Annotated in this window: 24 protein-coding genes; 19 read left to right on the top strand and 5 right to left on the bottom strand. The window is 56.9% G+C overall.

Features of this window, described 5'->3' with window-relative positions; genetic code table 11:
* Positions 1-54: 54 nt before the first annotated feature.
* The 3 genes from pldB to C6A40_RS20805 all read left to right on the top strand — a co-directional run bounded on the left by pldB (position 55) and on the right by C6A40_RS20805 (position 2861).
* A complete protein-coding gene (gene pldB / locus C6A40_RS20815) occupies positions 55-1047 on the top strand; it encodes a lysophospholipase L2 (protein WP_045336946.1) in 993 nt (330 codons plus the stop codon).
* Positions 1048-1078: 31 nt separating this feature from the next.
* On the top strand, positions 1079-1879 hold the full coding sequence (yigL, locus tag C6A40_RS20810; RefSeq protein WP_045336944.1) for a sugar/pyridoxal phosphate phosphatase YigL: 801 nt from the start codon (positions 1079-1081) through the stop codon (positions 1877-1879).
* An 82-nt stretch (positions 1880-1961) separates the two neighbouring features.
* Positions 1962-2861 carry a carboxylate/amino acid/amine transporter gene (locus tag C6A40_RS20805; protein WP_008501530.1) on the top strand — a complete coding sequence of 300 codons (900 nt, stop codon included), beginning with the start codon at positions 1962-1964 and terminating at the stop codon, positions 2859-2861.
* Here the strand turns inward: C6A40_RS20805 and metR are convergent.
* Positions 2749-3702, bottom strand: a complete 954-nt coding sequence (metR, locus tag C6A40_RS20800) for an HTH-type transcriptional regulator MetR (protein ID WP_008501529.1) — start codon at positions 3700-3702, stop codon at positions 2749-2751. The genes C6A40_RS20805 and metR overlap by 113 nt on opposite strands.
* 115 nt (positions 3703-3817) lie before the next feature.
* Here metR and metE point away from each other — a divergent pair, with 115 nt between their 5' ends.
* Positions 3818-6079, top strand: a complete 2262-nt coding sequence (gene metE / locus C6A40_RS20795; RefSeq protein ID WP_045336942.1) for a 5-methyltetrahydropteroyltriglutamate--homocysteine S-methyltransferase — start codon at positions 3818-3820, stop codon at positions 6077-6079.
* A 44-nt stretch (positions 6080-6123) separates the two neighbouring features.
* Here the strand turns inward: metE and C6A40_RS20790 are convergent, their stop codons facing one another.
* The gene (locus C6A40_RS20790) at positions 6124-6930 is read right to left on the bottom strand and encodes a dienelactone hydrolase family protein (RefSeq protein WP_021242857.1); all 807 of its coding nucleotides are present in this window, start codon (positions 6928-6930) and stop codon (positions 6124-6126) included.
* Between the two features lie 255 nt (positions 6931-7185).
* Here C6A40_RS20790 and udp point away from each other — a divergent pair, with 255 nt between their 5' ends.
* From udp to tatD, 9 genes are all read left to right on the top strand, one after another.
* The gene (gene udp, locus C6A40_RS20785; RefSeq protein ID WP_003860792.1) at positions 7186-7947 is read left to right on the top strand and encodes a uridine phosphorylase; all 762 of its coding nucleotides are present in this window, start codon (positions 7186-7188) and stop codon (positions 7945-7947) included.
* 140 nt (positions 7948-8087) lie between these two features.
* Positions 8088-9545: a DNA recombination protein RmuC gene (rmuC, locus tag C6A40_RS20780; RefSeq protein ID WP_032675628.1), complete on the top strand. Its 1458-nt coding sequence runs from the start codon at positions 8088-8090 to the stop codon at positions 9543-9545.
* Positions 9546-9611: 66 nt separating this feature from the next.
* A complete protein-coding gene (gene ubiE / locus C6A40_RS20775; protein ID WP_008501525.1) occupies positions 9612-10367 on the top strand; it encodes a bifunctional demethylmenaquinone methyltransferase/2-methoxy-6-polyprenyl-1,4-benzoquinol methylase UbiE in 756 nt (251 codons plus the stop codon).
* A 13-nt stretch (positions 10368-10380) separates the two neighbouring features.
* Positions 10381-10986: a ubiquinone biosynthesis protein UbiJ gene (gene ubiJ / locus C6A40_RS20770; protein ID WP_008501524.1), complete on the top strand. Its 606-nt coding sequence runs from the start codon at positions 10381-10383 to the stop codon at positions 10984-10986.
* Positions 10983-12623, top strand: a complete 1641-nt coding sequence (ubiB, locus tag C6A40_RS20765) for a ubiquinone biosynthesis regulatory protein kinase UbiB (RefSeq protein ID WP_114191388.1) — start codon at positions 10983-10985, stop codon at positions 12621-12623. The genes ubiJ and ubiB overlap by 4 nt, the downstream gene beginning before the upstream one ends.
* A 76-nt stretch (positions 12624-12699) precedes the next feature.
* On the top strand, positions 12700-12954 hold the full coding sequence (gene tatA / locus C6A40_RS20760; RefSeq protein ID WP_008501522.1) for a Sec-independent protein translocase subunit TatA: 255 nt from the start codon (positions 12700-12702) through the stop codon (positions 12952-12954).
* 3 nt (positions 12955-12957) lie between these two features.
* On the top strand, positions 12958-13500 hold the full coding sequence (gene tatB, locus C6A40_RS20755; RefSeq protein ID WP_114191387.1) for a Sec-independent protein translocase protein TatB: 543 nt from the start codon (positions 12958-12960) through the stop codon (positions 13498-13500).
* Between the two features lie 2 nt (positions 13501-13502).
* Positions 13503-14273, top strand: coding sequence for a Sec-independent protein translocase subunit TatC (tatC, locus tag C6A40_RS20750; protein ID WP_008501520.1), 771 nt, complete (start codon positions 13503-13505; stop codon positions 14271-14273).
* A gap of 41 nt (positions 14274-14314) precedes the next feature.
* Entirely contained in the window at positions 14315-15097 is a 783-nt protein-coding gene (tatD, locus tag C6A40_RS20745) for a 3'-5' ssDNA/RNA exonuclease TatD (RefSeq protein ID WP_045336940.1), read from the top strand.
* On the opposite strand, the gene rfaH is transcribed toward tatD, so the two are convergent.
* Positions 15094-15585 carry a transcription/translation regulatory transformer protein RfaH gene (gene rfaH / locus C6A40_RS20740; RefSeq protein WP_008501518.1) on the bottom strand — a complete coding sequence of 164 codons (492 nt, stop codon included), beginning with the start codon at positions 15583-15585 and terminating at the stop codon, positions 15094-15096. The two genes, tatD and rfaH, sit on opposite strands and share 4 nt — an antisense overlap.
* A gap of 170 nt (positions 15586-15755) precedes the next feature.
* Between rfaH and ubiD the strand changes: the two genes are divergently transcribed.
* Entirely contained in the window at positions 15756-17249 is a 1494-nt protein-coding gene (gene ubiD / locus C6A40_RS20735; RefSeq protein WP_008501517.1) for a 4-hydroxy-3-polyprenylbenzoate decarboxylase, read from the top strand.
* 42 nt (positions 17250-17291) lie between these two features.
* Positions 17292-17993 (top strand): NAD(P)H-flavin reductase, encoded by a 702-nt coding sequence (fre, locus tag C6A40_RS20730; protein ID WP_023293558.1) that lies wholly within the window; start codon positions 17292-17294, stop codon positions 17991-17993.
* A 161-nt stretch (positions 17994-18154) separates the two neighbouring features.
* Here the strand turns inward: fre and fadA are convergent, their stop codons facing one another.
* Complete coding sequence (gene fadA, locus C6A40_RS20725; RefSeq protein ID WP_045336938.1) at positions 18155-19318, bottom strand: acetyl-CoA C-acyltransferase FadA; 1164 nt, start codon at positions 19316-19318, stop codon at positions 18155-18157.
* Positions 19319-19327: 9 nt separating this feature from the next.
* A complete protein-coding gene (gene fadB, locus C6A40_RS20720; protein ID WP_045336937.1) occupies positions 19328-21517 on the bottom strand; it encodes a fatty acid oxidation complex subunit alpha FadB in 2190 nt (729 codons plus the stop codon).
* A 189-nt stretch (positions 21518-21706) separates the two neighbouring features.
* Between fadB and pepQ the strand changes: the two genes are divergently transcribed.
* From pepQ to hemG, 4 genes are read left to right on the top strand one after another with little or no spacing between them, the layout of a single operon-like run.
* Positions 21707-23038, top strand: a complete 1332-nt coding sequence (gene pepQ, locus C6A40_RS20710; RefSeq protein WP_008501513.1) for a Xaa-Pro dipeptidase — start codon at positions 21707-21709, stop codon at positions 23036-23038.
* Positions 23038-23652: an IMPACT family protein gene (locus C6A40_RS20705; protein WP_045336935.1), complete on the top strand. Its 615-nt coding sequence runs from the start codon at positions 23038-23040 to the stop codon at positions 23650-23652. The genes pepQ and C6A40_RS20705 overlap by 1 nt, the downstream gene beginning before the upstream one ends.
* Before the next feature lie 39 nt (positions 23653-23691).
* Positions 23692-25143, top strand: a complete 1452-nt coding sequence (trkH, locus tag C6A40_RS20700; RefSeq protein WP_008501511.1) for a Trk system potassium transporter TrkH — start codon at positions 23692-23694, stop codon at positions 25141-25143.
* A gap of 10 nt (positions 25144-25153) precedes the next feature.
* A complete protein-coding gene (hemG, locus tag C6A40_RS20695) occupies positions 25154-25699 on the top strand; it encodes a menaquinone-dependent protoporphyrinogen IX dehydrogenase (protein ID WP_045336933.1) in 546 nt (181 codons plus the stop codon).
* Positions 25700-25981 lie beyond the last annotated feature (282 nt).

Raw genomic sequence — 25981 nt, 5'->3', positions numbered from 1 at the left:
GTGACCAGTGACGAAAAAAAACGATATTCCCTGGATTACGTGAGTGGAAACCCAATGTTTCAGCAGAAAAAGGACTGGGAAACACGAGAAAACGCATTTGCTGCTTTCTCAATGGGGCCGCTGACCGATTTCTGGCGGCAGCGCGAGGAAGACGAGTTTACCGGCGTCGGGGGCATCCCGGTGCGCTTCGTTCGTTTCCGCAATGAAAAAAATGACCGGGTGATCGTGGTCTGCCCTGGGCGTATCGAAAGCTACGTTAAATATGCCGAACTGGCCTACGATCTGGTCCATATGGGTTTTGATGTGCTGATCATCGACCACCGTGGGCAGGGGCTGTCCGGGCGTATGCTGCCCGACACGCACCGTGGGCACGTGGATCGCTTCAGCGATTACGTCGACGATTTTGCCGCATTCTGGCAGCAGGAATTGCAGCCCGGCCCCTGGCGCAAGCGGTATATCCTTGCGCACTCCATGGGCGGTGCCATTTCGACGCTGTTTTTGCAGCGGTATGAGCACCAGTGCGACGCCATTGCGCTTACCGCGCCGATGTACGGTATCGTTATTCGCTTCCCTGACTGGATGGTGCGCCATCTACTCGACTGGGCTGAGGGCCATCAGCGCATTCGTGAAGGTTATGCCATCGGAACCGGACGCTGGCGCGCATTGCCGTTCGCCATCAACGTCTTGACCCACAGTCGGCAGCGCTATCGCCGCAACCTGCGCTTTTATGCCGATGAACCGCGCTTGCGCGTCGGCGGCCCGACCTGGCACTGGGTGCGGGAGGGTATTCTGGCTGGTGAGCAGGTGCTGGCGGGCGTAGGCGATGATGACACGCCGACGCTTCTGATTCAGGCGGAAGAAGAGCGTGTGGTGGATAACCGCATGCATGACCGCTATTGTGAACTGCGCGCTGCGGCGGGGCACCCCTGCGAAGGGGGTAAACCGATGGTCATCAACGGCGCGTTCCATGAGATCCTTTTTGAAAAGGACGCTATGCGCTCAGTCGCGCTTAACGCCATTGTTGAATTTTTCAACAGGCATAATTGATTATTGTTTTCCACCAGAGGTTGAAATCCCTATGTACCAGGTTGTTGCATCTGATTTAGATGGCACACTGCTTTCCCCCGACCACACCCTGTCGCCTTACGCGAAAGAGACCTTAAAGCTTCTGACCGCCCGTGGCGTGAACTTTGTGTTTGCCACCGGCCGCCACCACGTGGACGTGGGGCAGATCCGCGATAACCTTGAGATCAAGTCGTACATGATCACCTCCAACGGTGCGCGCGTGCATGATACCGACGGCAACCTGATCTTTACGCACAACCTGGATCGCGATATTGCCGCCGATCTGTTCGGCGTGGTGCATAACAACCCGGCTATCGTCACTAACGTTTACCGCGACGACGAATGGTTCATGAATCGCCACCGCCCGGATGAAATGCGTTTCTTCAGGGAAGCGGTATTCAACTACTCCCTTTATGAGCCGGGTTTGCTGGATCCAGAGGGGATCAGCAAGGTGTTCTTCACCTGCGACAGCCACGAAGAGCTGCTGCCGCTGGAACAGGCGATCAACGCCCGCTGGGGCGATCGTGTCAACGTGAGCTTCTCCACCGTGACCTGTCTGGAAGTAATGGCCGGGGGCGTCTCTAAAGGCCACGCGCTCGAAGCCGTCGCGAAACGACTGGGCTTTGAGCTGAAGGACTGTATCGCCTTCGGCGACGGCATGAACGACGCCGAGATGCTTTCGATGGCAGGCAAGGGCTGCATTATGGAAAACGCACACCAGCGTCTGAAAGATTTGCACCCGGAGCTGGAAGTGATCGGCACCAACGCAGACAACGCGGTACCGAAGTATCTGCGCAAGCTGTTCCTTGAATAATCTTTATTCGGTTGTTTATTGCTCAGTTGTCAACTAAAGAGTTCGCTACAATGCCTCTCCTTCTTTCTGAGAGACAAGCATTGTGGCGCTACTCATTATCACCACTATCCTGTGGGCCTTCTCCTTTAGCCTGATTGGCGAATACCTTGCCGGTTCGGTCGACAGCTACTTCTCGGTGCTGATGCGCGTGGGGCTGGCGGCGCTGGTGTTCCTGCCGTTTCTGCGCACGCGCGGGCAGTCGCTGAAAACGATTGTGCTGTATATGCTGGTGGGGGCGATGCAGCTCGGCATCATGTACCTGTTCAGCTTCCGGGCTTATGTCTACCTGTCCGTCTCGGAATTCCTGCTGTTCACCGTGCTAACGCCGCTCTATATCACGCTGATCTACGATTTGCTCAGCAAGCGCCGCCTGCGTTGGGGATATCTGCTGAGCGCGGCGCTGGCGGTGATTGGCGCGGCAATTATTCGCTATGACAAAGTGAGCGATCACTTCTGGACCGGGCTGATGTTCGTCCAGCTCGCCAACATCAGCTTCGCCATCGGCATGGTGGGCTACAAACGCCTGATGGAAACCCGTCCGATGCCGCAGCATAACGCGTTTGCGTGGTTCTACATGGGGGCCGCGATCGTCGCGGTGGCGGCGTGGTTTATGCTGGGTAACCCGCAAAAGCTGCCGACCACCACCGTACAGTGGGGTGTTCTGGTCTGGCTGGGCGTCGTGGCTTCCGGGTTGGGGTACTTCATGTGGAACTACGGCGCGACGCAGGTCGACGCCGGTACGCTCGGGATCATGAACAACGTACATGTTCCTGCAGGGCTGCTGGTCAACCTTGCCATCTGGCAGCAACAGCCGCACTGGCCGAGCTTCCTTATTGGGGGAGCGGTGATCCTGGCTTCGCTGTGGGTCCATCGACGCTGGGTCGCTCCGCGCTCCGCACAAACGGAAGATGGTCGCACGCGTGGTTCCGCGCTGAGCGAATAAACGCCTCCGTAATCGGCTGACGCTGCTCGCCATCGCGCACGGCGGCGTACAGCCGGCTCCACAGTCCTTCACCCAGGGTTTTGGTGACCACCAGGCCCTGGCGTTCAAAACTCTCCACCACCCAGTGCGGCAGCGCCGCGATACCCATGCTGGCCGCCACCATCTGAATCAACAGCAAGGTGTTATCCACGCTTTTCAGCTGCGGGCTAATGCCAGCGGGCTGCAGGAAGTGACGCCAGATATCCAGACGACTGCGCTGCACCGGGTAAATCAGCAGCGTTTCCGTCGCCAGGTCTTCCGGCGTGATGCGCGTTTTGGTCGCCAGCGGATGGTCCGGTGCCAGCACCAGGCGCACCTCATAATCAAACATCGGCGAATAGTGCAGGCCGCTGCGCGGCAGAATATCGGACGTCATCACCAGATCCAGCTCGCCCTGCTGCAGCGAGGGCTGCGGGTCGAACGTCACGCCGGATTTAAAGTCCATCTCCACCTGCGGCCACTTCTGGCGGAAGTTCTCAAGCGCGGGGGTCAGCCACTGAATACAGCTGTGGCACTCAATGGCGATACGCAGCGTGGTCTGCTGCGGTTCGTTACACGCCTGCAGCGCGCTGGCGATCTGCGGCAGAACCTGATTCGCCAGCTGAAGCAAAATTTCGCCCTGCGGCGTAAAGCGCAGCGGCTGGCTCTTACGCACAAAAAGACGGAAGCCGAGGCGTTGTTCCAGATCGCTGAACTGGTGAGAAAGGGCGGACTGGGTCTGGTGCAGCGTGGCCGCCGCTGCTGCGAGCGATCCGCAGTTCCGCAACGCTTGCAGCGTTTTCAGGTGTTTTATCTCGATCATGAAAGTCCTTCACTTCGCCATGAACATTTTGCGCTTGAGGAATATACAGTACCTGCCAATTATAGAAGTGTAAACATCTGGACGTCTAAATAACGAATTTCACAAGGGGTATACCATGACAATCCGCAATCACACTCTCGGTTTCCCTCGCGTTGGCCTGCGTCGCGAGCTGAAAAAAGCGCAAGAAAGCTACTGGGCGGGTAACGCCACCCGTGAAGAACTGCTGGCAGTGGGGCGCGAGCTGCGCGCCCGGCACTGGGCGCAGCAGAAGCAGGCGGGGATTGACCTGCTGCCGGTGGGCGATTTCGCCTGGTACGACCATGTTCTGACGACCAGCCTGCTGCTTGGCAACGTGCCGGCTCGTCATCAGAACAACGATGGATCGGTAGATATCGATACCCTGTTCCGTATCGGCCGTGGCCGTGCGCCAACGGGTGAGCCAGCGGCAGCGGCGGAAATGACCAAGTGGTTTAACACTAACTATCACTATATGGTGCCGGAGTTCGTAAAAGGTCAGCAGTTCAGGCTGACCTGGACGCAGCTTCTGGATGAAGTGGACGAAGCGCTGGCGCTGGGCCACCAGGTGAAACCCGTACTGTTGGGGCCACTGACCTATCTGTGGTTGGGGAAAGTCAAAGGTGAGCAGTTCGATCGTCTGAGCCTGCTGAAGGACATTCTGCCGGTCTACAAACAGGTGCTGATTGAGCTGGGCAAGCGCGGCATTCAGTGGGTGCAAATCGACGAGCCGGCGCTGGTGCTTGAGCTGCCGCAGGCGTGGCTGGATGCCTTTAAACCGGCGTATGACGCTCTCACCGGCCAGGTGAAGCTGCTGCTGACCACCTATTTTGAAGGCATCGCGCCGAACCTCGATACCATTACCGCGCTGCCGGTGCAGGGTCTGCACGTTGACCTGGTGCACGGCAAAGATGACGTCGCAGAACTGCACAAGCGCCTGCCAGCAGACTGGCTGCTCTCCGCTGGCCTGATTAACGGTCGTAACGTCTGGCGCGCCGATCTGACCGAGAAATACGCGCAGATCAAGGACATCGTCGGCAAACGTGAGCTGTGGGTGGCCTCGTCCTGCTCCCTGCTGCACAGCCCGATCGATTTGAGCGTGGAAACCCGTCTTGATGCTGAGGTGAAAAGCTGGTTTGCCTTCGCCCTGCAAAAATGTGAAGAGCTGGCGCTGCTGCGCGATGCGCTGAACAGCGGCGACACGGAGGCGATTAACGCATGGAGTGCACCGATCCAGGCACGTCGTCACTCGGCGCGCGTGCATAACCCGGCAGTGGAAAAACGCCTGGCGGCCATCACCGCCCGGGACAGCCAGCGTCAGAGCCCGTATGAAGTGCGTGCCGAAGCCCAGCGCGCCCGCTTCAACCTGCCCGCGTGGCCAACCACCACTATCGGTTCCTTCCCGCAGACCACCGAAATCCGCGGCCTGCGTCTGGACTTCAAAAAGGGGAATCTGGATGCGAATCACTACCGCACCGGGATTGCCGAACACATCAAGCAGGCGATTATCGAGCAGGAGCGGCTGGGGCTGGACGTGCTGGTGCACGGCGAGGCCGAGCGTAACGACATGGTGGAATACTTCGGTGAACACCTGGACGGGTTCGTCTTTACCCAGAACGGCTGGGTGCAAAGCTATGGCTCCCGCTGCGTCAAGCCGCCGGTGGTCATCGGTGACGTCAGCCGCCCGGAGCCGATCACGGTTGAGTGGGCGAAGTACGCCCAGTCCCTGACCGACAAGCCGGTAAAAGGCATGCTCACCGGTCCGGTGACCATTCTTTGCTGGTCCTTCCCGCGTGAGGACGTAACCCGCGAGACCATCGCGAAGCAAATCGCGCTGGCGCTCCGTGATGAAGTGGCGGATCTGGAAGCCGCAGGCATTGGCATCATCCAGATTGACGAACCGGCCCTGCGCGAAGGTCTGCCGCTGCGCCGCAGCGACTGGGATGCCTACCTGAAGTGGGGCGTGGAGGCATTCCGCATCAACGCCGCGGTGGCGAAGGACGACACGCAGATCCACACCCACATGTGTTACTGCGAATTTAACGACATCATGGATTCGATAGCCGCGCTGGACGCTGACGTGATCACCATCGAGACGTCGCGTTCAGACATGGAGCTGCTGGAGTCGTTTGAAGAGTTCGATTACCCGAACGAAATCGGTCCGGGGGTGTACGACATCCACTCTCCGAACGTGCCGAGCGTGGAGTGGATTGAGTCGCTGCTGAAAAAAGCGGCCCAGCGCATTCCTGCTGAGCGTCTGTGGGTGAACCCGGACTGCGGCCTGAAAACTCGCGGCTGGCCGGAGACGCGTGCCGCGCTGGCGAACATGGTGAAGGCGGCGCAAAACTTGCGTCAGGCTTGATGATGCGTAGGCCCGGTAAGGCGTAGACGCCACCGGGCTTTTTTTTACGCTTTTTTACCGCCGTACTGGCTGAACCACGCCAGCATTCTCTGCCAGCCGTCTTTGGCTGATTCCGCGTGATAGCTCGGACGATAATCCGCGTTAAACGCGTGCCCGGCATCCGGATACACCACGATCTCCGCCTTCGCATTGGCCGCACGGAGCGCATGGCGCATGGTCTCTACCGAATCCAGCGAAATACCGGTGTCCTGACCGCCATACAGCCCTAATACGGGGGCATTCAGCTCCGTGGCGATATCCACGGGATGTTTCGGTGAATTGAGTGTTTTTTCACCTACCAGTTTACCGTACCAGGCCACAGCGGCTTTAAGCTGCGGGTTATGCGCGGCATACAGCCAGCTGATGCGTCCGCCCCAGCAGAAACCGGTGACCAGCAGACGATGGGGATCGCCCCCGTTGCGCGCCGCCCAGCTGGCGACGTGGTCGAGATCGGCCAGCACCTGCGCATCCGGGACTTTGCTGACCAGGTTGCTGAGCAAGGTGGGAATATCGCTGTAATCGTTCGGATCGCCCTGGCGAAAGTAGAGCTCTGGCGCAACGGCCAGATAGCCTTCCAGCGCCAGCCGGCGGCAGAGGTCGCGAATGTGTTCGTGAACGCCGAAAATTTCCTGGACCACGATTACGATGGGCAGCGGACCGTCTGCCGATTTTGGTCGGGCGTGGTAAGCAGGCATATTCTCTCCCTGCGAGGGAATAGAGGTCTCACCCGCCGTGATGGCCTCTTCAGACGTTGAGACGATGGTTGAGGCATGCGGGGCCGCAGCAGGTGCAAAACCGGTTTTTTCAGTCATGGCATTCTCCGTACCAATGAGTTAGCGCAAAGGTAAATATAGTCACCAGGTTAACAACTCACAGTGCCTTAAACGGTCTATCTTTTGTGCAGCACCTGACGATATAACTTGTTAATGTGATGTAAATCACCTTTTTATGGAAATTCAATGCAATCATTTTCATTCATGGTGAGATGTGTCACGAAATTATGCTTTCCGCTTCTGTAAAGTACCGTTTTACTTCTTCTGACTAACCGACCCACAGAGGAGTCACCTATGTCTAAGTCTGATGTTTTTCATCTCGGCCTCACTAAAAACGATTTACAAGGGGCTACGCTCGCTATCGTCCCTGGCGATCCGGAGCGTGTGGAAAAGATCGCCGCGCTGATGGATAAGCCGGTTAAGCTGGCAGCCCATCGTGAATTCACCACCTGGCGCGCAGAGCTGGATGGTAAAGCCGTGATCGTGTGTTCTACCGGTATCGGTGGCCCGTCTACGTCTATTGCTGTTGAAGAGCTGGCACAGCTGGGCATTCGTACTTTCCTGCGTATCGGTACGACCGGCGCTATTCAGCCGCACATCAACGTGGGCGACGTGCTGGTCACGACCGCGTCCGTGCGTCTGGATGGCGCAAGCCTGCACTTTGCGCCGATGGAATTCCCGGCAGTAGCAGACTTTGAATGTACCACCGCGCTGGTTGAAGCCGCGAAATCCGTTGGCGCGACCACTCACGTGGGTGTAACCGCTTCGTCCGATACCTTCTATCCCGGTCAGGAGCGTTACGACACCTTCTCTGGCCGCGTGGTAAGCCGCTTCAAAGGCTCTATGGAAGAGTGGCAGTCCATGGGCGTGATGAACTACGAAATGGAATCCGCCACGCTGCTGACCATGTGCGCAAGCCAGGGCCTGCGTGCCGGTATGGTGGCGGGCGTTATCGTCAACCGTACTCAGCAGGAAATCCCGAACGCTGAAACCATGAAGCAGACCGAAAGTCATGCGGTGAAAATCGTGGTTGAAGCCGCGCGTCGCCTGATCTAATCCTCTCCTTTCGAAATCAAAGGCCGACACGTTCGGCCTTTATTTTTTGCGTAGCGCCTCGCAGGAAAACCCTTTCAAACTGGACGTTTATACAGCACAATCTTATTTTGTGCGGGTAATACGTTGATGCAGGGGGCATTGTGGATATCTCAGTCCTGATTTATGCGGTGATTGCGCTGGCGGGCGTGGCGATAGGCTGGCTCATTTCCAGCTATCAGCATGCACAGCAGAAGGCCGATCAGCTGGCTGAACGCGAAGAGATCGTCGCCGAATTAAGCGCGGCAAAGCAGCAGCTTGCGCTGAGTGATCACTGGCGAGAGGAGTGCGAGTTACTCAACAACGAGCTGCGCAACCTGAGAGATATCAACACCTCGCTGGAGGCCGATCTCCGCGAAGTGACCACCCGGCTGGAATCCACTCAACTGCATGCGGAAGATAAAATCCGCCAGATGATCAACAGCGAGCAGCGCCTCAGCGAACAGTTTGAAAACCTCGCGAACCGTATTTTTGAGCACAGCAACCGCCGCGTTGACGAGCAGAACCGCCAGAGCCTGAACAGCCTGCTGACGCCCCTGCGTGAACAGCTGGACGGCTTCCGCCGCCAGGTACAGGACAGCTTTGGTCAGGAAGCCCGAGAGCGGCACACCCTGGCGCATGAAATCCGCAATCTCCAGCAGCTGAATGCCCAGATGGCGCAGGAGGCGGTCAACCTCACCCGCGCGCTTAAAGGGGATAACAAAACCCAGGGCAACTGGGGAGAAGTGGTGCTGACCCGCGTCCTGGAAGCCTCTGGCTTGCGGGAAGGGTATGAATACGAAACCCAGGTGAGTATCGAAAACGATGCCCGCTCGCGAATGCAGCCGGATGTGATTGTGCGGCTGCCGCAGGGCAAAGATGTGGTGATTGACGCCAAAATGACGCTGGTGGCGTATGAGCGTTACTTCAATGCGGAGGATGACTACACCCGAGAATCGGCGCTGCAGGAGCACATTGCCTCCGTACGCAATCATATTCGCCTGCTCGGAAGGAAAGACTATCAGCAGCTACCGGGGCTGCGCTCGCTGGACTATGTCCTGATGTTTATTCCGGTAGAGCCCGCGTTTCTGCTGGCACTCGACAGGCAGCCTGAACTCATCACCGAAGCGCTTAAAAATAATATTATGCTGGTCAGCCCCACCACGCTGCTGGTGGCCTTACGCACCATTGCGAACCTGTGGCGCTACGAGCACCAGAGCCGCAACGCGCAGCAGATTGCCGACCGCGCCAGCAAGCTGTACGACAAAATGCGCCTCTTCGTGGACGACATGTCCTCAGTCGGGCAGAGCCTGGACCGCGCGCAGGATAACTACCGCCAGGCGATGAAAAAACTCGCCTCAGGACGTGGCAATCTTCTGGCGCAGGCCGAATCATTCCGCAGCCTGGGGGTTGAGGTGAAACGCGAGATTAATCCGGAATTGGTTGAACAGGCTACCGCCCAGGATGACGAGTTTCGCCTGCGTGAAGGGGCAGAAGAACAAAAGACAAACAGTGAAGACAATGCGTTAGCGGCCGATTTATCACCGAACGAACCCCCGGCGCGTTTCTTTCGCGGTGGTTGAAACGTAGGGCAATTGCGCCCAATCTGTTACACTTCACGAACATTTTACTGATAAGCAGGCTCTGAGATGGTTGACGATTCACAAGACACAACGCACTTTGGCTTTCAGACTGTCGCCAAAGCGCAGAAAGCTGACATGGTGGCCCACGTATTTCATTCCGTGGCGGCGAAGTACGATGTGATGAATGACCTGATGTCGTTCGGCATTCATCGCTTGTGGAAGCGCTTCACTATCGACTGTAGCGGCGTGCGTCGTGGACAAACGGTGCTGGATTTAGCCGGTGGTACGGGCGATTTAACCGCGAAATTCTCTCGTCTGGTGGGCGAAACCGGGCGCGTTGTTCTGGCAGACATTAATGACTCCATGCTCAAAATGGGCCGCGAAAAGCTGCGTAACATCGGCGTGGTGGGGAATGTGGAATATGTGCAGGCCAACGCCGAAGCGCTGCCGTTCCCGGATAATACCTTTGACTGCATCACGATCTCCTTCGGTCTGCGTAACGTGACCGATAAAGAAAAAGCGCTGCGCTCCATGTATCGCGTGCTGAAGCCGGGTGGACGCCTGCTGGTGCTCGAATTCTCCAAACCGATTATCGAGCCGCTGAGCAAAGCTTACGACGCCTATTCCTTCCACGTGCTGCCGCGCATCGGTGAGCTGGTGGCTAACGACGCGGAAAGCTATCGCTATTTGGCGGAATCTATCCGTATGCACCCGGATCAAGACACCTTAAAAGCCATGATGCAGGATGCTGAATTCGAGAACGTTGAATATTTCAACCTGACGGCGGGTGTCGTCGCGCTGCATCGCGGTTACAAGTTCTGAGTGGAGGTGTCCCGTGCCCTTTAAACCCTTAGTCTCCGCAGGTATCGAAAACGTACTGAATGCCTTTCTCTATCGCGCACCAGCGTTGAAAGCTGCGCGTCAGCGGCTAAACGGGAAGGTATTACGCATTGTTTTAAAAGAGTTCTCGACGCCGCTTGTGCTGGTCTTCAGCGAACGCCAGCTTGACGTTCTGGGGGCGTGGGAAGGTGACGCCGACTGCTCGGTCATCACGCACATGAGTGTGCTGCCAAAACTGCGCGATCGCCAGCAATTAACGGCACTTATCCGCAGCGGTGAGCTGGAAGTGGAAGGCGACATTCAGGTCGTGCAGAACTTCGTTGCGCTTACCGATCTGGCGGAGTTTGATCCGGCAGAGCTGCTCGCGCCGTTTATCGGTGACATTGCCGCGGAAGGCATCGGGAAGGTTCTTCATGGTGGCGCGTCCTTTGCGCGTAAAAGCCTGCTACGTCAGCAACGCTATGCGGCGGAAGTACTGACTGAAGAGTGGCGAATGGCCCCCGGACCGCTGGAAGTGGCATGGTTTGCGGAAGAAACCGCGGCTGTTGAACGTGCGGTTGATGCGTTAACCAAACGGCTGGAAAAACTGGAGGGCAAATGACGCCTGGTGAAATTCGGCGCCTCTACTTCATTATTCGTACCTTTTTGAGCTACGGGCTCGACGAGCTGATCCCTAAAATGCGTATCACGCTGCCGCTTCGTATCTGGCGGCGGATGCTGTTCTGGATGCCTAACCGCCATAAAGGTCAGCCGCTGGGCGAACGCCTGCGCCTGGCGCTGCAGGAGCTTGGCCCGGTATGGATTAAGTTCGGGCAGATGCTGTCGACCCGCCGCGATCTCTTTCCGCCGCACATTGCCGATGAACTGGCGATGCTGCAGGACCGTGTTGCCCCGTTTGACGGGGTGAGGGCGAAGAAACAGATCGAAGAGGCGATGGGTAATCTTCCCGTTGAAACCTGGTTTGACGATTTCGAAATAGAACCGCTGGCGTCGGCTTCTATTGCTCAGGTACACACTGCGCGTCTGAAAGAAAACGGCAAAGAGGTGGTGATTAAGGTGATCCGCCCGGATATTCTGCCGATCATCAAAGCCGACATGAAGCTGATTTACCGTCTGGCCCGTTGGGTTCCGCGTTTATTACCTGATGGCCGCCGACTGCGCCCGATGGAAGTGGTGCGGGAATATGAAAAAACGCTGATTGATGAGCTTAACCTGCTGCGCGAATCGGCAAACGCCATTCAGCTGCGTCGCAACTTTGAAAACAGCTCGATGCTTTATGTCCCTGAAGTCTATTCTGACTACTGCAGCCAGAACATGATGGTGATGGAGCGTATCTACGGTATTCCGGTTTCGGATGTGGTAGCCCTGGAGAAGCAGGGAACGAACATGAAGCTGTTGGCCGAGCGTGGCGTTCAGGTCTTCTTCACCCAGGTGTTCCGCGACAGCTTTTTCCATGCGGACATGCACCCGGGCAATATCTTCGTGAGCTACGAGCACCCTGAGGATCCGAAGTATATCGGTATCGACTGCGGGATTGTGGGGTCGCTGAATAAAGAAGATAAACGGTATCTGGCCGAGAACTTCATCGCGTTCTTCAACCGCGACTACCGCAAGGTAGCCGAGCTGCACGTCGATTCCGGCTGGGTGCCGCCTGACACCAACGTCGAAGAGTTCGAGTTTGCGATCCGGACCGTTTGCGAACCGATTTTTGAAAAACCGCTGGCGGAAATCTCCTTCGGGCATGTGCTGTTGAACCTGTTCAACACGGCTCGCCGCTTTAATATGGAAGTTCAGCCACAGCTAGTTTTACTTCAGAAAACACTACTTTACGTTGAGGGTGTAGGCCGACAGCTCTATCCTCAGTTAGACTTGTGGAAGACCGCGAAACCCTTCCTGGAGTCCTGGATTAAGGATCAGGTTGGCATTCCGGCGCTGGTTCGCTCGCTGAAAGAGAAAGGCCCGTTCTGGATAGAAAAAATGCCTGAAATTCCTGAACTGGTTTATGACAGTTTGCGTCAGAGCAAGAACCTTCAGCACAGCATGGATAAAATCGCTCGCGAACTTCAGTCCAGCCGTGTTCGCCAGGGCCAGTCACGCTATCTCTTTGGGATTGGCGCAACGCTGCTGCTGAGCGGTACGCTGCTGCTGATCAACCGCCCGGAGTGGCAGATGATGCCCGCCTGGCTGATGGCCGCCGGGGTGGTTGTCTGGCTTGCCGGATGGCGAAAAACGCGCTGAGTTTGCGTCGCTATCGACAGGTCGCATACGTATAATGCGACCTGACTTATTAATCATCTATCCCTGAGGAACATGTATGGGTGGTATCAGTATCTGGCAATTGTTGATCATTGCCGTCATCGTCGTGCTGCTGTTTGGCACCAAAAAGCTCGGTTCTATTGGTTCCGATCTGGGCGCGTCTATCAAAGGCTTCAAAAAAGCGATGAGCGATGATGAGAGCAAGCAGGATAAAACCAGCCAGGACGCTGACTTTACTGCTAAATCCATCACCGACAAGCAAGAAGAAGCCAAAAAGGAAGACGCTAAACGCCACGATAAAGAGCAGGTGTAAGTCGTGTTCGACATTGGTTTTAGTGAGCTCCTGCTGGTCTTTGTGATTGGCCTGATCGTGCTGGGGCCTCAGCGTCTGCCGGTGGCGGTGAAAACCGTTGCGTGCTGGGTTCGTGCGCTGAGATCGCTGGCATCGACCGTTCAGAATGAACTGGCCCAGGAGCTTAAGCTGCAGGAATTTCAGGAAAGCCTGAAAAAGGTTGAGAAGGCGAGCATGGATAACCTGACGCCGGAACTGAAAGCGTCAATGGATGAGCTGCGCGAAGCGGCGGAATCCATGAAGCGCTCCTATAGCATCAACGATCCTGAAAAAGCGAGCGACGAAGCGAACACCATCCATAACCCGGTGGTGAAGGGCAGCGAAGAACAGCGTGAGGGCGTCACGCCTGCCAGCGCTGAACATCAGGCTGCTGCGCCTGAACAGACGCCGCAGGAAACCGAAGTGAAAAAGCAGGTGCAGCCGGAAAAGCCCGTGGTTAACGCTGCCGAGGCAAAACCCGCCGCGCCCGTTTCCGAATCATCCCCCTCGTCGAGTGATAAAGCGTAAACATGGCTGTAGATGATACTCAACCGCTGATTACGCACCTCATAGAGCTGCGTAAGCGTCTGTTAAACTGCATTATTGCGGTTCTCGTTATTTTTCTATGCCTGGTCTATTTCGCCAACGATATCTACCAGGTGGTTTCTGCGCCGCTGATCAAGCAGATGCCGCTGGGCGCAACGATGATTGCAACAGACGTTGCTTCCCCGTTCTTTACCCCTATCAAGTTGACCTTTTGGGTGTCGTTGATTGCCTCTGCGCCCGTGATTCTGTACCAGGTGTGGGCCTTTGTGGCGCCGGCACTGTATAAGCACGAACGCAAGCTGGTCATTCCGCTGCTGGTATCCAGTTCGCTGCTGTTCTATATCGGCATGGCGTTTGCCTATTTCGTTGTCTTCCCGCTGGCCTTCGGCTTCCTGACGCATACCGCGCCGGAAGGCGTCCAGGTGTCGACGGATATCGCCAGCTATCTTAGCTTTGTGATGGCGCTGTTTATGGCGTTTGGCGTGGCATTCGAAGTGCCGGTGGCCATTGTGCTGCTCTGCTGGGTAGGGGTAACCACACCGGATGACCTGCGTAAGAAGCGTCCGTATATCCTGGTCGGCGCCTTCGTTGTCGGCATGCTGTTGACCCCGCCGGATGTATTCTCCCAGACGCTGCTGGCCATACCGATGTACTGCCTGTTTGAGGTCGGTGTCTTCTTCTCACGTTTCTACGTGGGTAAAGGGCGTCGGTCGGATGACGAAGACGATACGTCCGACAAGACCACTGAAGAGTAAAACCAGCCGCCCGTCAGGGCGGTTGTTATATGGGGATTCGCATGTTTGATATCGGACTCAACCTGACCAGCTCGCAGTTTGCGAAAGATCGTGATGAGGTGGTTGCGCGCGCGTTTGCCGCTGGGGTGAAAGGGCTGCTGCTGACGGGCACCAACCTGCATGAGAGCGAGCAGGCGCAGCAGCTGGCGCAACGCTACGAACGCTGTTGGTCTACCGCTGGCGTGCATCCTCACGACAGCAGCCAGTGGACCCCGGAAAGCGGGGAAACCCTGCGCAGGCTGGCGAAGAGACCAGAAGTGGTGGCGATTGGCGAATGCGGCCTCGATTTCAACCGTAACTTTTCCACGCCTGAAGAGCAGGAAAAGGCATTCACTGCCCAGCTTGCGCTGGCGGCAGAGCTTGAAATGCCCGTATTTATGCACTGCCGCGACGCGCATGAGCGTTTCCTGGCGCTTCTGGATCCGTGGGTCGAGAAACTGCCCGGCGCGGTGCTGCACTGCTTCACCGGCTCACGGCAGGAGGCGCTGGAGTGCCTGGAACGCGGGCTTTATCTGGGCATTACCGGCTGGGTTTGCGACGAGCGCCGCGGGCTTGAGCTTCGGGAGCTGCTACCCGCGATCCCGGCTGACCGGTTGCTCCTTGAAACGGATGCGCCCTATCTGCTCCCGCGCGATATGCAACCCAAACCGGCATCGCGACGTAATGAGCCCGCTTATCTGGGGCACATAGTTGAGCGCGTCGCGACGTGGCGCGGAGAGGATCCGCACTGGCTTTCCGCACAGACGGATGACAACGTGCGTAAGCTGTTCGGGATAAACGTTTAAAGTTTGCGGAAGTCGGTGTTTTTAACGCTTTGCAGCACCTGCTTGTTCAGCAGATTAAGCAACAGCATGGAGCGCGCTTCCCCGTCCGGCTCGGCAAAAATCGCCTGCAGGCCTTCGAAAGCCCCTTCGGTAATCACGACGCTATCGCCCGTGTAGGGCGTTTCCGGGTCGGTAAGGTCTTCGGGCTGCTGATAAATCGACAGCTGGTGGATGACCGATGAGGGAACCGTCGCGGGGTGAGCGCCGAAGCGAACAAAATGGCTGACGCCGCGCGTGGCGCTGATGGTGGTGGTGTGGATCACCTCCGGATCGAACTCCACGAACAGGTAGTTCGGGAACAACGGCTCGCTAACGGTTGTGCGCTTCCCGCGCTGCATTTTTTCAAGCGTGATCACGGGCGTCAGGCAATTGACTGACTGACGTTCAAGATGTTCCTGCGCGCGCTGAAGTTGCCCGCGTTTGCAATACAGTAAATACCAGGCCTGCATAATCACTCTTTCCCTTAGTTCGGGGCGCAAGCATATCAAAACCCTGGCGGGATCGCTAAGTTGATTATAATGGGCGAAAATGGGACAGAACGCATAACTTCACGCTAATTTAACAAAATTACAGCATCAAGCAGTCTTACGCCGTATAATGAAGCGCTTACAGAGAGGCCATGATTAACTGCATGAAATACCACGATCTCCGCGACTTCCTGACGCTGCTGGAAAAGCAGGGTGAACTCAAACGTATAACACTTCCTGTTGATCCTTATCTGGAGATGACAGAAATTGCTGACCGCACCCTGCGTGCCGGTGGCCCCGCATTACTGTTTGAAAATCCGAAAGGGTACGCCATGCCGGTGCTGTGCAACCTGTTTGGTACACCGCGTCGCGTCGCACTGGGGATGGGGCAGGAAGACGTCACGGCCCTGCGTGAGGTCGGTAAGCTGCTGGCCTTCCTGAAAGAGCCGGAGCCGCCGAAAGGCTTCCGCGATCTGTTCGACAAGCTGCCGCAGTTTAAGCAGGTGCTAAACATGCCCACCAAACGCCTGCGCGGCGCGCCCTGCCAGCAGAAGGTGCTGGAAGGCGATGCGGTTGATTTGACTAAAATCCCTATCATGCAGTGCTGGCCGGAAGATGCCGCGCCGCTGATCACCTGGGGACTGACCGTCACGCGCGGTCCGCACAAAGAGCGCCAGAATCTTGGTATTTACCGCCAGCAGTTGATTGGCAAGAATAAGCTCATCATGCGCTGGCTGTCGCATCGCGGCGGCGCGCTCGATTTCCAGGAGTGGTGTGCTGCGCGTCCGGGTGAACGTTTCCCGGTGTCTGTCGCGCTCGGCGCCGATCCGGCCACCATTCTCGGGGCCGTCACGCCCGTACCGGATACGCTCTCGGAATATGCCTTTGCAGGCCTGCTGCGCGGAACGAAAACGGAAGTCGTGAAGTGTATCTCAAACGATCTCGAAGTTCCGGCCAGTGCAGAAATTGTGCTGGAAGGTTACATTGAGCAGGGTGAACTGGCGCCAGAAGGCCCTTACGGCGACCACACCGGCTATTACAACGAAGTGGATAACTTCCCGGTGTTTACCGTGACGCACATTACGCAGCGTGAAGATGCGATTTATCACTCCACGTATACCGGGCGTCCACCGGATGAACCGGCAGTACTGGGCGTGGCGCTGAATGAAGTGTTTGTGCCGATCCTGCAAAAGCAGTTCCCGGAAATTGTTGATTTTTATCTGCCGCCTGAAGGATGCTCGTATCGCCTGGCTGTGGTCACGATGAAGAAGCAGTATCCTGGTCACGCGAAACGCGTGATGATGGGCGTGTGGTCTTTCCTGCGCCAGTTTATGTATACCAAATTTGTTATTGTCTGCGATGATGACGTTAACGCCCGCGACTGGAATGACGTAATCTGGGCTATTACCACGCGAATGGACCCGGCGCGCGATACGGTGTTAGTCGAAAACACGCCGATAGATTACCTGGATTTTGCCTCGCCGGTTTCCGGCCTTGGCTCAAAAATGGGACTGGATGCCACAAATAAATGGCCTGGCGAAACCGATCGTGAATGGGGTCGCCCGATCAAAAAAGATCCTGCTGTGACCGCGCGCATTGATGCGATCTGGGACGAACTGGCCATAATGAATAACGGTAAACCCTGAGCTGACCGTTAAGCCCTATAGACTTCCCGACAGAGAGAGCGAATGACAACCTTAAGCTGTAAAGTGACCTCGGTAGATGCCATCACCGACACCGTATATCGCGTCCGTTTAGTGCCAGAAGCGCCATTCTCTTTCCGCGCGGGTCAGTATCTGATGGTCGTGATGGATGAGCGTGATAAGCGTCCTTTCTCTATGGCCTCAACGCCAGCGGAGCAGGAATTTATTGAGCTTCATATTGGTGCGTCAGAGCTTAACCTGTATGCGATGGCCGTCATGGACCGCATTCTGAAAGAGCGCGAGATCGTGGTGGATATTCCGCACGGTGATGCGTGGCTGCGCGATGATGAAGACCGTCCGCTGATCCTGATTGCCGGTGGTACAGGCTTCTCCTACGTGCGCTCTATTCTGTTGACCGCACTGGCGCGTAACCCGGAACGTGATATCACCATCTACTGGGGCGGCCGCGAAGAGAAGCACCTGTATGACCTGTCCGAACTCGAAGCGCTGAGCGTCACCCATCCTAACCTGCGCATTGAGCCGGTGGTTGAGCAGCCGGAAGAGGGCTGGCGCGGGCGTAGCGGTACGGTACTGACGGCAGTGCTGCAGGATCACGGTACGCTGGCAGGACATGACATCTATATTGCAGGGCGTTTCGAGATGGCGAAAATCGCCCGCGATCTGTTCTGTAACGAACGTGATGCGCGTGAAGACCGCCTGTTTGGCGATGCGTTTGCCTTCATTTAAATAAAAAACCCGCCCCTGACAGGCGGGAAGAACGGCAACTAAACTGTTTCTCTTCGCCAGTGACACGACTGGCGGCGAGGTACCTCTCGTAGGCCGGGAAAGCGCAGCGCCTCCCGGCAAAAGCCCGATGGCGCGATGCTTATCGGGCCTACGTTATAGCCTTACACTCTCTCAAACACCGTCGCGATACCCTGACCCAGACCAATACACATCGTTGCCAGACCAAACTGGGCATCTTTGCGTTCCATCAGGTTGATCAGCGTCGTGCTGATACGCGCCCCGGAACAGCCCAGCGGGTGTCCGAGGGCGATCGCGCCGCCGTTGAGGTTAATCTTCTCGTCGATCTGCTCCATCAGCCCCAGATCTTTAATGCACGGCAGGATCTGCGCGGCGAACGCTTCGTTCATCTCAAACAGATCGATGTCGCTGGCGGTTAAGCCCGCTTTTTTTAGCGCCAGCTTTGAAGCCGGAACCGGGCCGTAGCCCATGATCGACGGATCGCAGCCCACGACCGCCATCGAACGCACGCGGGCGCGAGGCGTTAACCCCAGCTCGCGGGCGCGACTTTCGCTCATCACCAGCATCGCGGCGGCGCCGTCGGACAACGCCGACGAGGTCCCTGCCGTGACCGTACCGGTGACGGGGTCAAACGCCGGACGCAGGGTGGAAAGCGCTTCGACGGTGGTTTCCGGGCGAATGACTTCATCGTAGCTGAACTGCTTCAGAACGCCGTCTGCATCGTGGCCGCCGGTCGGGATGATCTCGTTCTTAAAGGCACCGGACTGCGTGGCGGCCCAGGCGCGAGCGTGAGAGCGCGCGGCAAAGGCATCCTGCATTTCGCGGCTGATGCCGTGCAGGCGGGAGAGCATCTCGGCGGTCAGGCCCATCATCCCCGCCGCTTTCGCCACGTTGCGGCTCATCCCCGGGTGGAAATCGACCCCGTGGCTCATCGGGACGTGACCCATGTGCTCGACGCCGCCCACCAGGCAGGCCTGCGCATCGCCGGTCATGATCATGCGGGCCGCGTCATGCAGCGCCTGCATTGACGAACCGCACAGGCGGTTAACGGTGACGGCCGGAACCGAATGCGGGATCTCCGCCAGCAGCGACGCGTTGCGGGCGATGTTGAAGCCCTGCTCCAGGGTCTGCTGCACGCAGCCCCAGTTGATATCGTCCAGCGCAGCCGGATCCAGCGCCGGGTTACGAGCCAGCAGGCTACGCATCAGGTGCGCGGAGAGGTCTTCCGCACGCACGTTACGGAACGCGCCGCCTTTTGAACGGCCCATCGGGGTGCGAATCGCATCAACAATGACAACCTTTTCCATTGTGACTCCTTAAGCCGTTTTCAGCTCGCCAACCGGACGGGCTGGCTCAACTGCGGGATAGTAGGGTTCGTTATGGCGCGCTTTGTTACGCAGCCCTTCCGGCACCTCATACAGCGGGCCGAGGTGCTGATACTGCTGGGCCATATCGAGATAGCGGGCGCTGCCGAGCGTGTCCAGCCAGCGGAACGCGCCGCCGTGGAACGGAGGGAAGCCGAGGCCATACACCAGCGCCATGTCGGCTTCTGCCGGGCTGGCGATAATGCCTTCTTCGAGGCAACGCACCACTTCGTTAATCATCGGGATCATCATCCGGGCGATGATTTCATCGTCGGTGAAGTCGCGTTTTGGCTGACTGACGTCGGCCAGCAGGCCATCCACCGCCGGATCTTCTTCTTTCTTCGGTTTGCCTTTGCTGTCTTCTTTATAGCGCCAGAAGCCCAGGCCGTTTTTCTGACCGAAGCGGTTAGCGTCGAACAGCGCGTCAATGGCGTCGCGATAGTCTTTCTGCATGCGCTGCGGGAAACCTGCCGCCATCACCGCCTGGGCGTGGTGGGCGGTATCAATGCCCACAACGTCCAGCAGATACGCCGGGCCCATCGGCCAGCCGAACTGTTTTTCCATCACTTTGTCGATTTTGCGGAAGTCCGCGCCGTCGCGCAGCAGCTGGCTAAAACCGGCGAAGTAAGGGAACAGCACGCGGTTGACGAAGAAGCCCGGGCAGTCGTTAACGACGATCGGCGTTTTGCCCATCTTGCTGGCCCATGCCACCACTTTGGCGATGGTGTCGTCTGAGGTTTTTTCCCCGCGGATCACTTCGACCAGCGGCATACGGTGTACCGGGTTGAAGAAGTGCATACCGCAGAAGTTTTCCGGACGCTTCAGCACGCTCGCCAGTTCGCTGATTGGAATGGTGGAGGTGTTAGAGGCCAGAACGGTACCCGGGCGAACCTTGTCTTCCGTTTCCGCCAGAACCGCTTTTTTCACTTTCGGATTCTCGACAACGGCTTCGACCACCACGTCGACACGATCGAAACCGCTGTATTCCAGCACGGGCTGAATGGTGGAGATCACGCCTGCGAGCTTCAGTCCGTCAATTTTGCCGCGCTCAAGCTGTTTATTCAGCAGCTTGGCCGCTTCGGTCATGCCCAGCGTCAGGGATTTCTCGTTGATGTCTTTCATCACTACCGGCACGCCTTTCCAGGCAGACTGGTAGGCGATGCCGCCACCCATAATGCCCGCGCCGAGTACCGCCGCATGTTTTGGCGTCTCAACGTTTTTGGTCAGCTGTTTGGCTTTCCCTTTTACGAACTGATCGTTCAGGAAGATACCGACCAGCGCGCGCGCTTCATTGGTGTGCGCCAGCGGGACAAAGCTCTGATTTTCGAGCTTCAGCGCTTCATCGCGCCCGAAACGGGCAGCCGCTTCAATGGTTTTCACCGCCGCGATCGGCGCCGGGTAGTGTTTACCCGCCGTCTGCATCACCATGCCTTTGGCGATGGTGAAGCTCATGGTGGCTTCAATCTTGCTGAGTTTTAACGGTTCCAGCTTCGGCTGGCGTTTGGCCTTCCAGTCGAGCTCGCCGTTAATGGCCTGACGCAGAATGGCGAGTGCGCCTTCAATAAGCTTCTCCGGTTTTACAACGCCGTCGACCAGGCCAATTTTCTGCGCCTGTTCTGCGCCGACGTCTTTACCCGCGGCAATGATCTCCAGCGCGCTGTCGGCGCCCAGCATGCGCGGCATACGGACGGAGCCGCCAAAGCCCGGCATAATGCCCAGCTTGGTTTCCGGCAGGCCGATGCGCAGATCCGGCGTCGCCAGGCGGTAGTCGGTCGCCAGCACGCACTCACAGCCGCCGCCCAGCGCGTAGCCGTTAACGGCGGAAATGGTCGGGACAGGCAGATCTTCCAGACGATTAAAGACGCTATTGGCAAAGTGCAGCCACTGGCTCAGTTGTTCTTCAGGCACCAGGAAGAGCGAAAGGAATTCGGTGATATCGGCACCGACGATAAAGGCCGCTTTGTTCGAGCGCAGCAGCAGCCCTTTTAATTCAGTTTGTTTTTCCAGAACATCCAGCGCCTGGCCAAGACTGGCCACCGTCGCGGTATCGAGCTTATTGACTGAGCCGGGGGCATCGAACACGAGTTCGGCAATGCCATCTTCCAGCCAGTTGAGGTACAGGGTGTCGCCTTTGTAGAGCATGTCAGTCTCCTGAATCCAGCAAGTGGATCTGGTCATACCAGATGAGTCGGAGTGTGGGATTTATGTTAATAAAATGCAAATTACTCATTAAGAAATTGCTGCATTGATCACGGTCGGTGGAAATCACGCAGGCGGAGTGAGGTGTGCTAAGATGCGATGACTTGAGGTCAAAAAACGAAAGGAATAATGATGGACTCACTGGCTTCGCTTTATAAAAATCATATCGTTACCCTACAGGAACGTACCCGCGATGTACTGGCCCGCTTTAAGCTGGATGCGCTGCTGATCCACTCCGGCGAGCTGATGAATACCTTTCTGGATGACCACGCTTATCCGTTTAAGGTGAACCCACAGTTTAAGGCCTGGGTGCCGGTGACGCAGGTTCCCAACTGCTGGCTGCTGGTGGATGGTGTGAACAAGCCGAAACTGTGGTTCTACCTGCCGGTCGATTACTGGCACAACGTTGAGCCGCTGCCGACCTCTTTCTGGACGGAAGAAATTGAGGTCATTGCGCTGCCAAAAGCGGACGGCATTGGCGGCCAGCTGCCTGCCGCGCGTGGCAACATCGCTTATATTGGCCCTGTTCCGGAGCGTGCATTAAGCCTGGATATTGCGGCAGACAAGCTCAACCCGAAAGGGGTGCTGGATTACCTCCACTATTACCGCGCGTATAAAACCGACTACGAACTTTACTGCATGCGCGAAGCGCAAAAGACCGCGGTAAACGGTCACCGTGCGGCGCATGAAGCCTTCCAGTCCGGCATGAGCGAGTTCGACATCAACCAGGCGTACCTGACCGCCACCGGTCATCGCGATACCGACGTGCCGTACAGCAACATTGTCGCGCTCAACGAGCACGCGTCCGTCCTGCACTACACCAAACTGGATCACCAGGTTCCTTCAGAAATGCGCAGCTTCCTGCTGGACGCAGGGGCAGAGTACAACGGCTACGCGGCCGATCTGACCCGTACCTGGGCGGCAAATGCGGATACCGATTTTGCACAGCTGATCAAAGATGTGAACGATGAACAGCTGGCGCTGATTGGCACCATGAAGGCGGGAACCAGCTATGTGGACTACCACATCCAGTTCCATCAGCGCATTGCTAAACTGCTGCGTAAGCATCAGATTGTGAAAGACATGAGCGAAGAGGCGATGGTCGAGAACGATCTGACTGGGCCATTTATGCCGCACGGTATCGGCCACCCGCTGGGCCTGCAGGTGCACGACGTTGCGGGCTTTATGCAGGATGATACCGGTACGCACCTGGCGGCACCGTCTAAATATCCTTACCTGCGCTGTACCCGTATTCTGGAGCCGCGCATGGTGTTGACGATTGAACCGGGGATCTACTTTATCGAATCCCTGCTGGCGCCGTGGCGTGAAGGCCAGTTCAGCAAGCACTTCAACTGGGCAAAAATTGACGCGCTGAAGCCGTTTGGCGGCATTCGTATCGAAGATAACGTGGTGATTCACGAAAACGGTATCGAGAATATGACGCGAGACCTGAAGCTGGCCTGATGGAAAGCTGGCTGATACCGGCTGAACCGGTCACCTTTGTTGAGGAAATCAAGAAAAGCCGCTTTATTACCCTGCTGGCGCATACCGACGGCGTAGAGGCGGCAAAAGCGTTTGTCGAGTCCGTCCGGGCTGAGCATCCTGACGCCCGTCACCACTGCGTGGCGTGGGTAGCAGGGCCGCCGGACGATTCGCAGCAGCTGGGGTTTTCCGATGACGGTGAACCGGCGGGCACGGCCGGTAAACCCATGCTCTCGCAGCTGATGGGTAGCGGCGTGGGTGAAATTACCGCCGTGGTGGTGCGCTACTACGGCGGCATCCTGTTAGGTACGGGTGGGCTGGTAAAAGCGTATGGCGGCGGCGTTCAGCAGGCACTGAATATCCTGAAGACCACCCGCAAAACGCCTCTCACCGAATATACTTTGTTATGCGATTACGCCCAGCTCTCGGGTATTGAAGCGCTGCTGAGGCAGTTTAACGGTGTCATCGCACACAGTGAATATCAGGCGATGGTGCAATTACGCGTGGCGCTTCCTCAGACGGAACTGGCTGCTTTTTCAGCAAAACTGGCTGATTTTAGTCGTGGTTCGTTGCAATTGCTGCCGATTGAAGAATAATCCCCACCTCACTTTTGAATACCAAAGGAAGCGGCAGAGATGCATTTTCGTGCCATAACCCGAATCGTTGGACTGCTGGTCATACTCTTTTCCGGGACGATGATTATCCCTGGACTGGTGGCGCTTATCTACCGGGACGGGGCGGGGCGGGCATTTACCCAGACCTTCTTTGTCGCGCTGGCGATCGGCTCCCTGCTGTGGTGGCCGAACCGTCGTCAGAAAGGTGAGCTGAAATCTCGCGAAGGCTTTCTGATTGTGGTCCTGTTCTGGACGGTGTTGGGGAGCGTCGGTTCGCTGCCCTTTATCTTCTCTGAACAGCCTAACCTGAGCATCACGGATGCCTTTTTTGAATCCTTCTCTGGCTTAACGACGACCGGGGCCACGACGCTGGTGGGGCTGGATTCGCTGCCGCACGCGATTCTCTTTTATCGCCAGATGCTGCAGTGGTTTGGCGGTATGGGGATCATCGTCCTGGCGGTGGCCATCCTGCCGATTCTGGGCGTCGGGGGGATGCAGCTCTATCGCGCCGAAATGCCAGGACCGCTGAAAGATAACAAGATGCGGCCGCGTATTGCCGAGACGGCGAAAACCCTGTGGCTGATTTATGTCTTGCTGACGGTAGCCTGTGCGCTGGCGCTATGGTTTGCCGGGATGCCTGCGTTTGATGCTATCGGACACAGTTTTGCGACGATTGCCATCGGCGGGTTCTCCACCCACGATGCCAGCGTGGGCTATTTCGACAGCCCAACGATTAACACTATCATTGCCATTTTCCTGCTGATCTCCGGCTGTAACTACGGCCTGCACTTCTCTTTACTGAGCGGGCGCAGCCTGAAGGTGTACTGGCGTGACCCTGAGTTCCGCATGTTCATTGGGGTCCAGCTGACGCTGGTGATCATCTGTACGCTGGTGCTGTGGTTCCATGATGTCTATAACTCCGCGTTGACCACGCTAAACCAGGCCTTCTTCCAGGTGGTGTCGATGGCGACGACCGCCGGGTTTACCACGGACAGCATCGCCCGTTGGCCGCTGTTCCTGCCGGTGCTTCTGCTCTGTTCCGCGTTTATCGGCGGCTGTGCGGGGTCGACGGGCGGTGGTCTGAAGGTGATCCGTATTCTGCTGCTGTTCAAGCAGGGCAACCGTGAGCTGAAGCGTCTCGTCCACCCCAATGCGGTCTACAGCATCAAGCTGGGGAACCGCGCGCTGCCGGAACGTATCCTCGAAGCGGTGTGGGGATTCTTCTCGGCGTATGCACTGGTCTTTATCGTCAGTATGCTGGCGATTATCGCGACGGGTGTGGATGATTTCTCCGCCTTTGCGTCCGTCGTCGCAACATTGAATAACCTCGGGCCTGGCCTGGGCGTGGTGGCGGATAACTTTGCCAGTATGAACCCGGTCGCGAAATGGATCCTCATCGCCAATATGCTGTTTGGTCGTCTTGAGGTCTTTACGCTGCTGGTGCTGTTCACCCCTACATTCTGGCGCGAGTAAGGAGCCGTTGATGAAAACACTGATTCTTTTTTCTACGCGAGACGGACAAACGCGTGAGATTGCCGCATACCTTGCATCGGAATTAAAAGAGTTGGGTATTTACTCGGATGTGGTGAACCTGAACCGTGCGGAACAGATTGCCTGGCAGGATTACGACCGCGTGGTGATTGGTGCATCTATTCGTTACGGGCATTTCCATCCGGCGCTGGATCGCTTTGTGAAAAAGCACGCGGCAGTACTCAACAAAATGCCAGGCGCGTTTTACTCGGTCAATCTGGTTGCGCGTAAAGCGGAGAAGCGCACGCCACAGACCAACAGCTACACGCGCAAGTTTTTACTCAGCTCGCCGTGGCAGCCAGACCTGTGCGCCGTTTTTGCCGGCGCGCTGCGCTACCCTCGCTACCGCTGGTATGACCGCTTTATGATCCGTCTAATTATGAAGATGACGGGGGGAGAAACCGATACGCGTAAAGAAGTGGTTTATACCGACTGGTCGCAGGTAGCCAGTTTTGCGCGGGAAATCGCACATTTAACGGGCGATTCGCGACTTAAATAAGCGTTAAGTTTGAAAAGTGAGCGAACGAAAAGTTTTTTGTATTTTGTGCTTGTCACTTCAGAATAACTCCCTATAATGCGCCTCCACTGACACGGAACAACGGCACACACGCCGCCGGGTCAGCAGAGAATAGCGAAAATAAATGCTTGACTCTGAAGCGGGAAAGCGTAATATGCACACCCCGCGCCGCAGCGAAAACGAAGCGGCACTGCTCTTTAACAATTTATCAGACAATCTGTGTGGGCACTCAAAGTGACATGGATTCTTAACGTCCTCGGACGA

The organism is Enterobacter sp. GER_MD16_1505_Eko_090 (genome assembly GCF_003331015.1).
GTDB classification, from domain to species: domain Bacteria; phylum Pseudomonadota; class Gammaproteobacteria; order Enterobacterales; family Enterobacteriaceae; genus Enterobacter; species Enterobacter roggenkampii.
The sequence above is the reverse complement of the archived record's forward strand: the minus strand, read 5'-3'. Positions and strand labels throughout refer to the sequence as shown.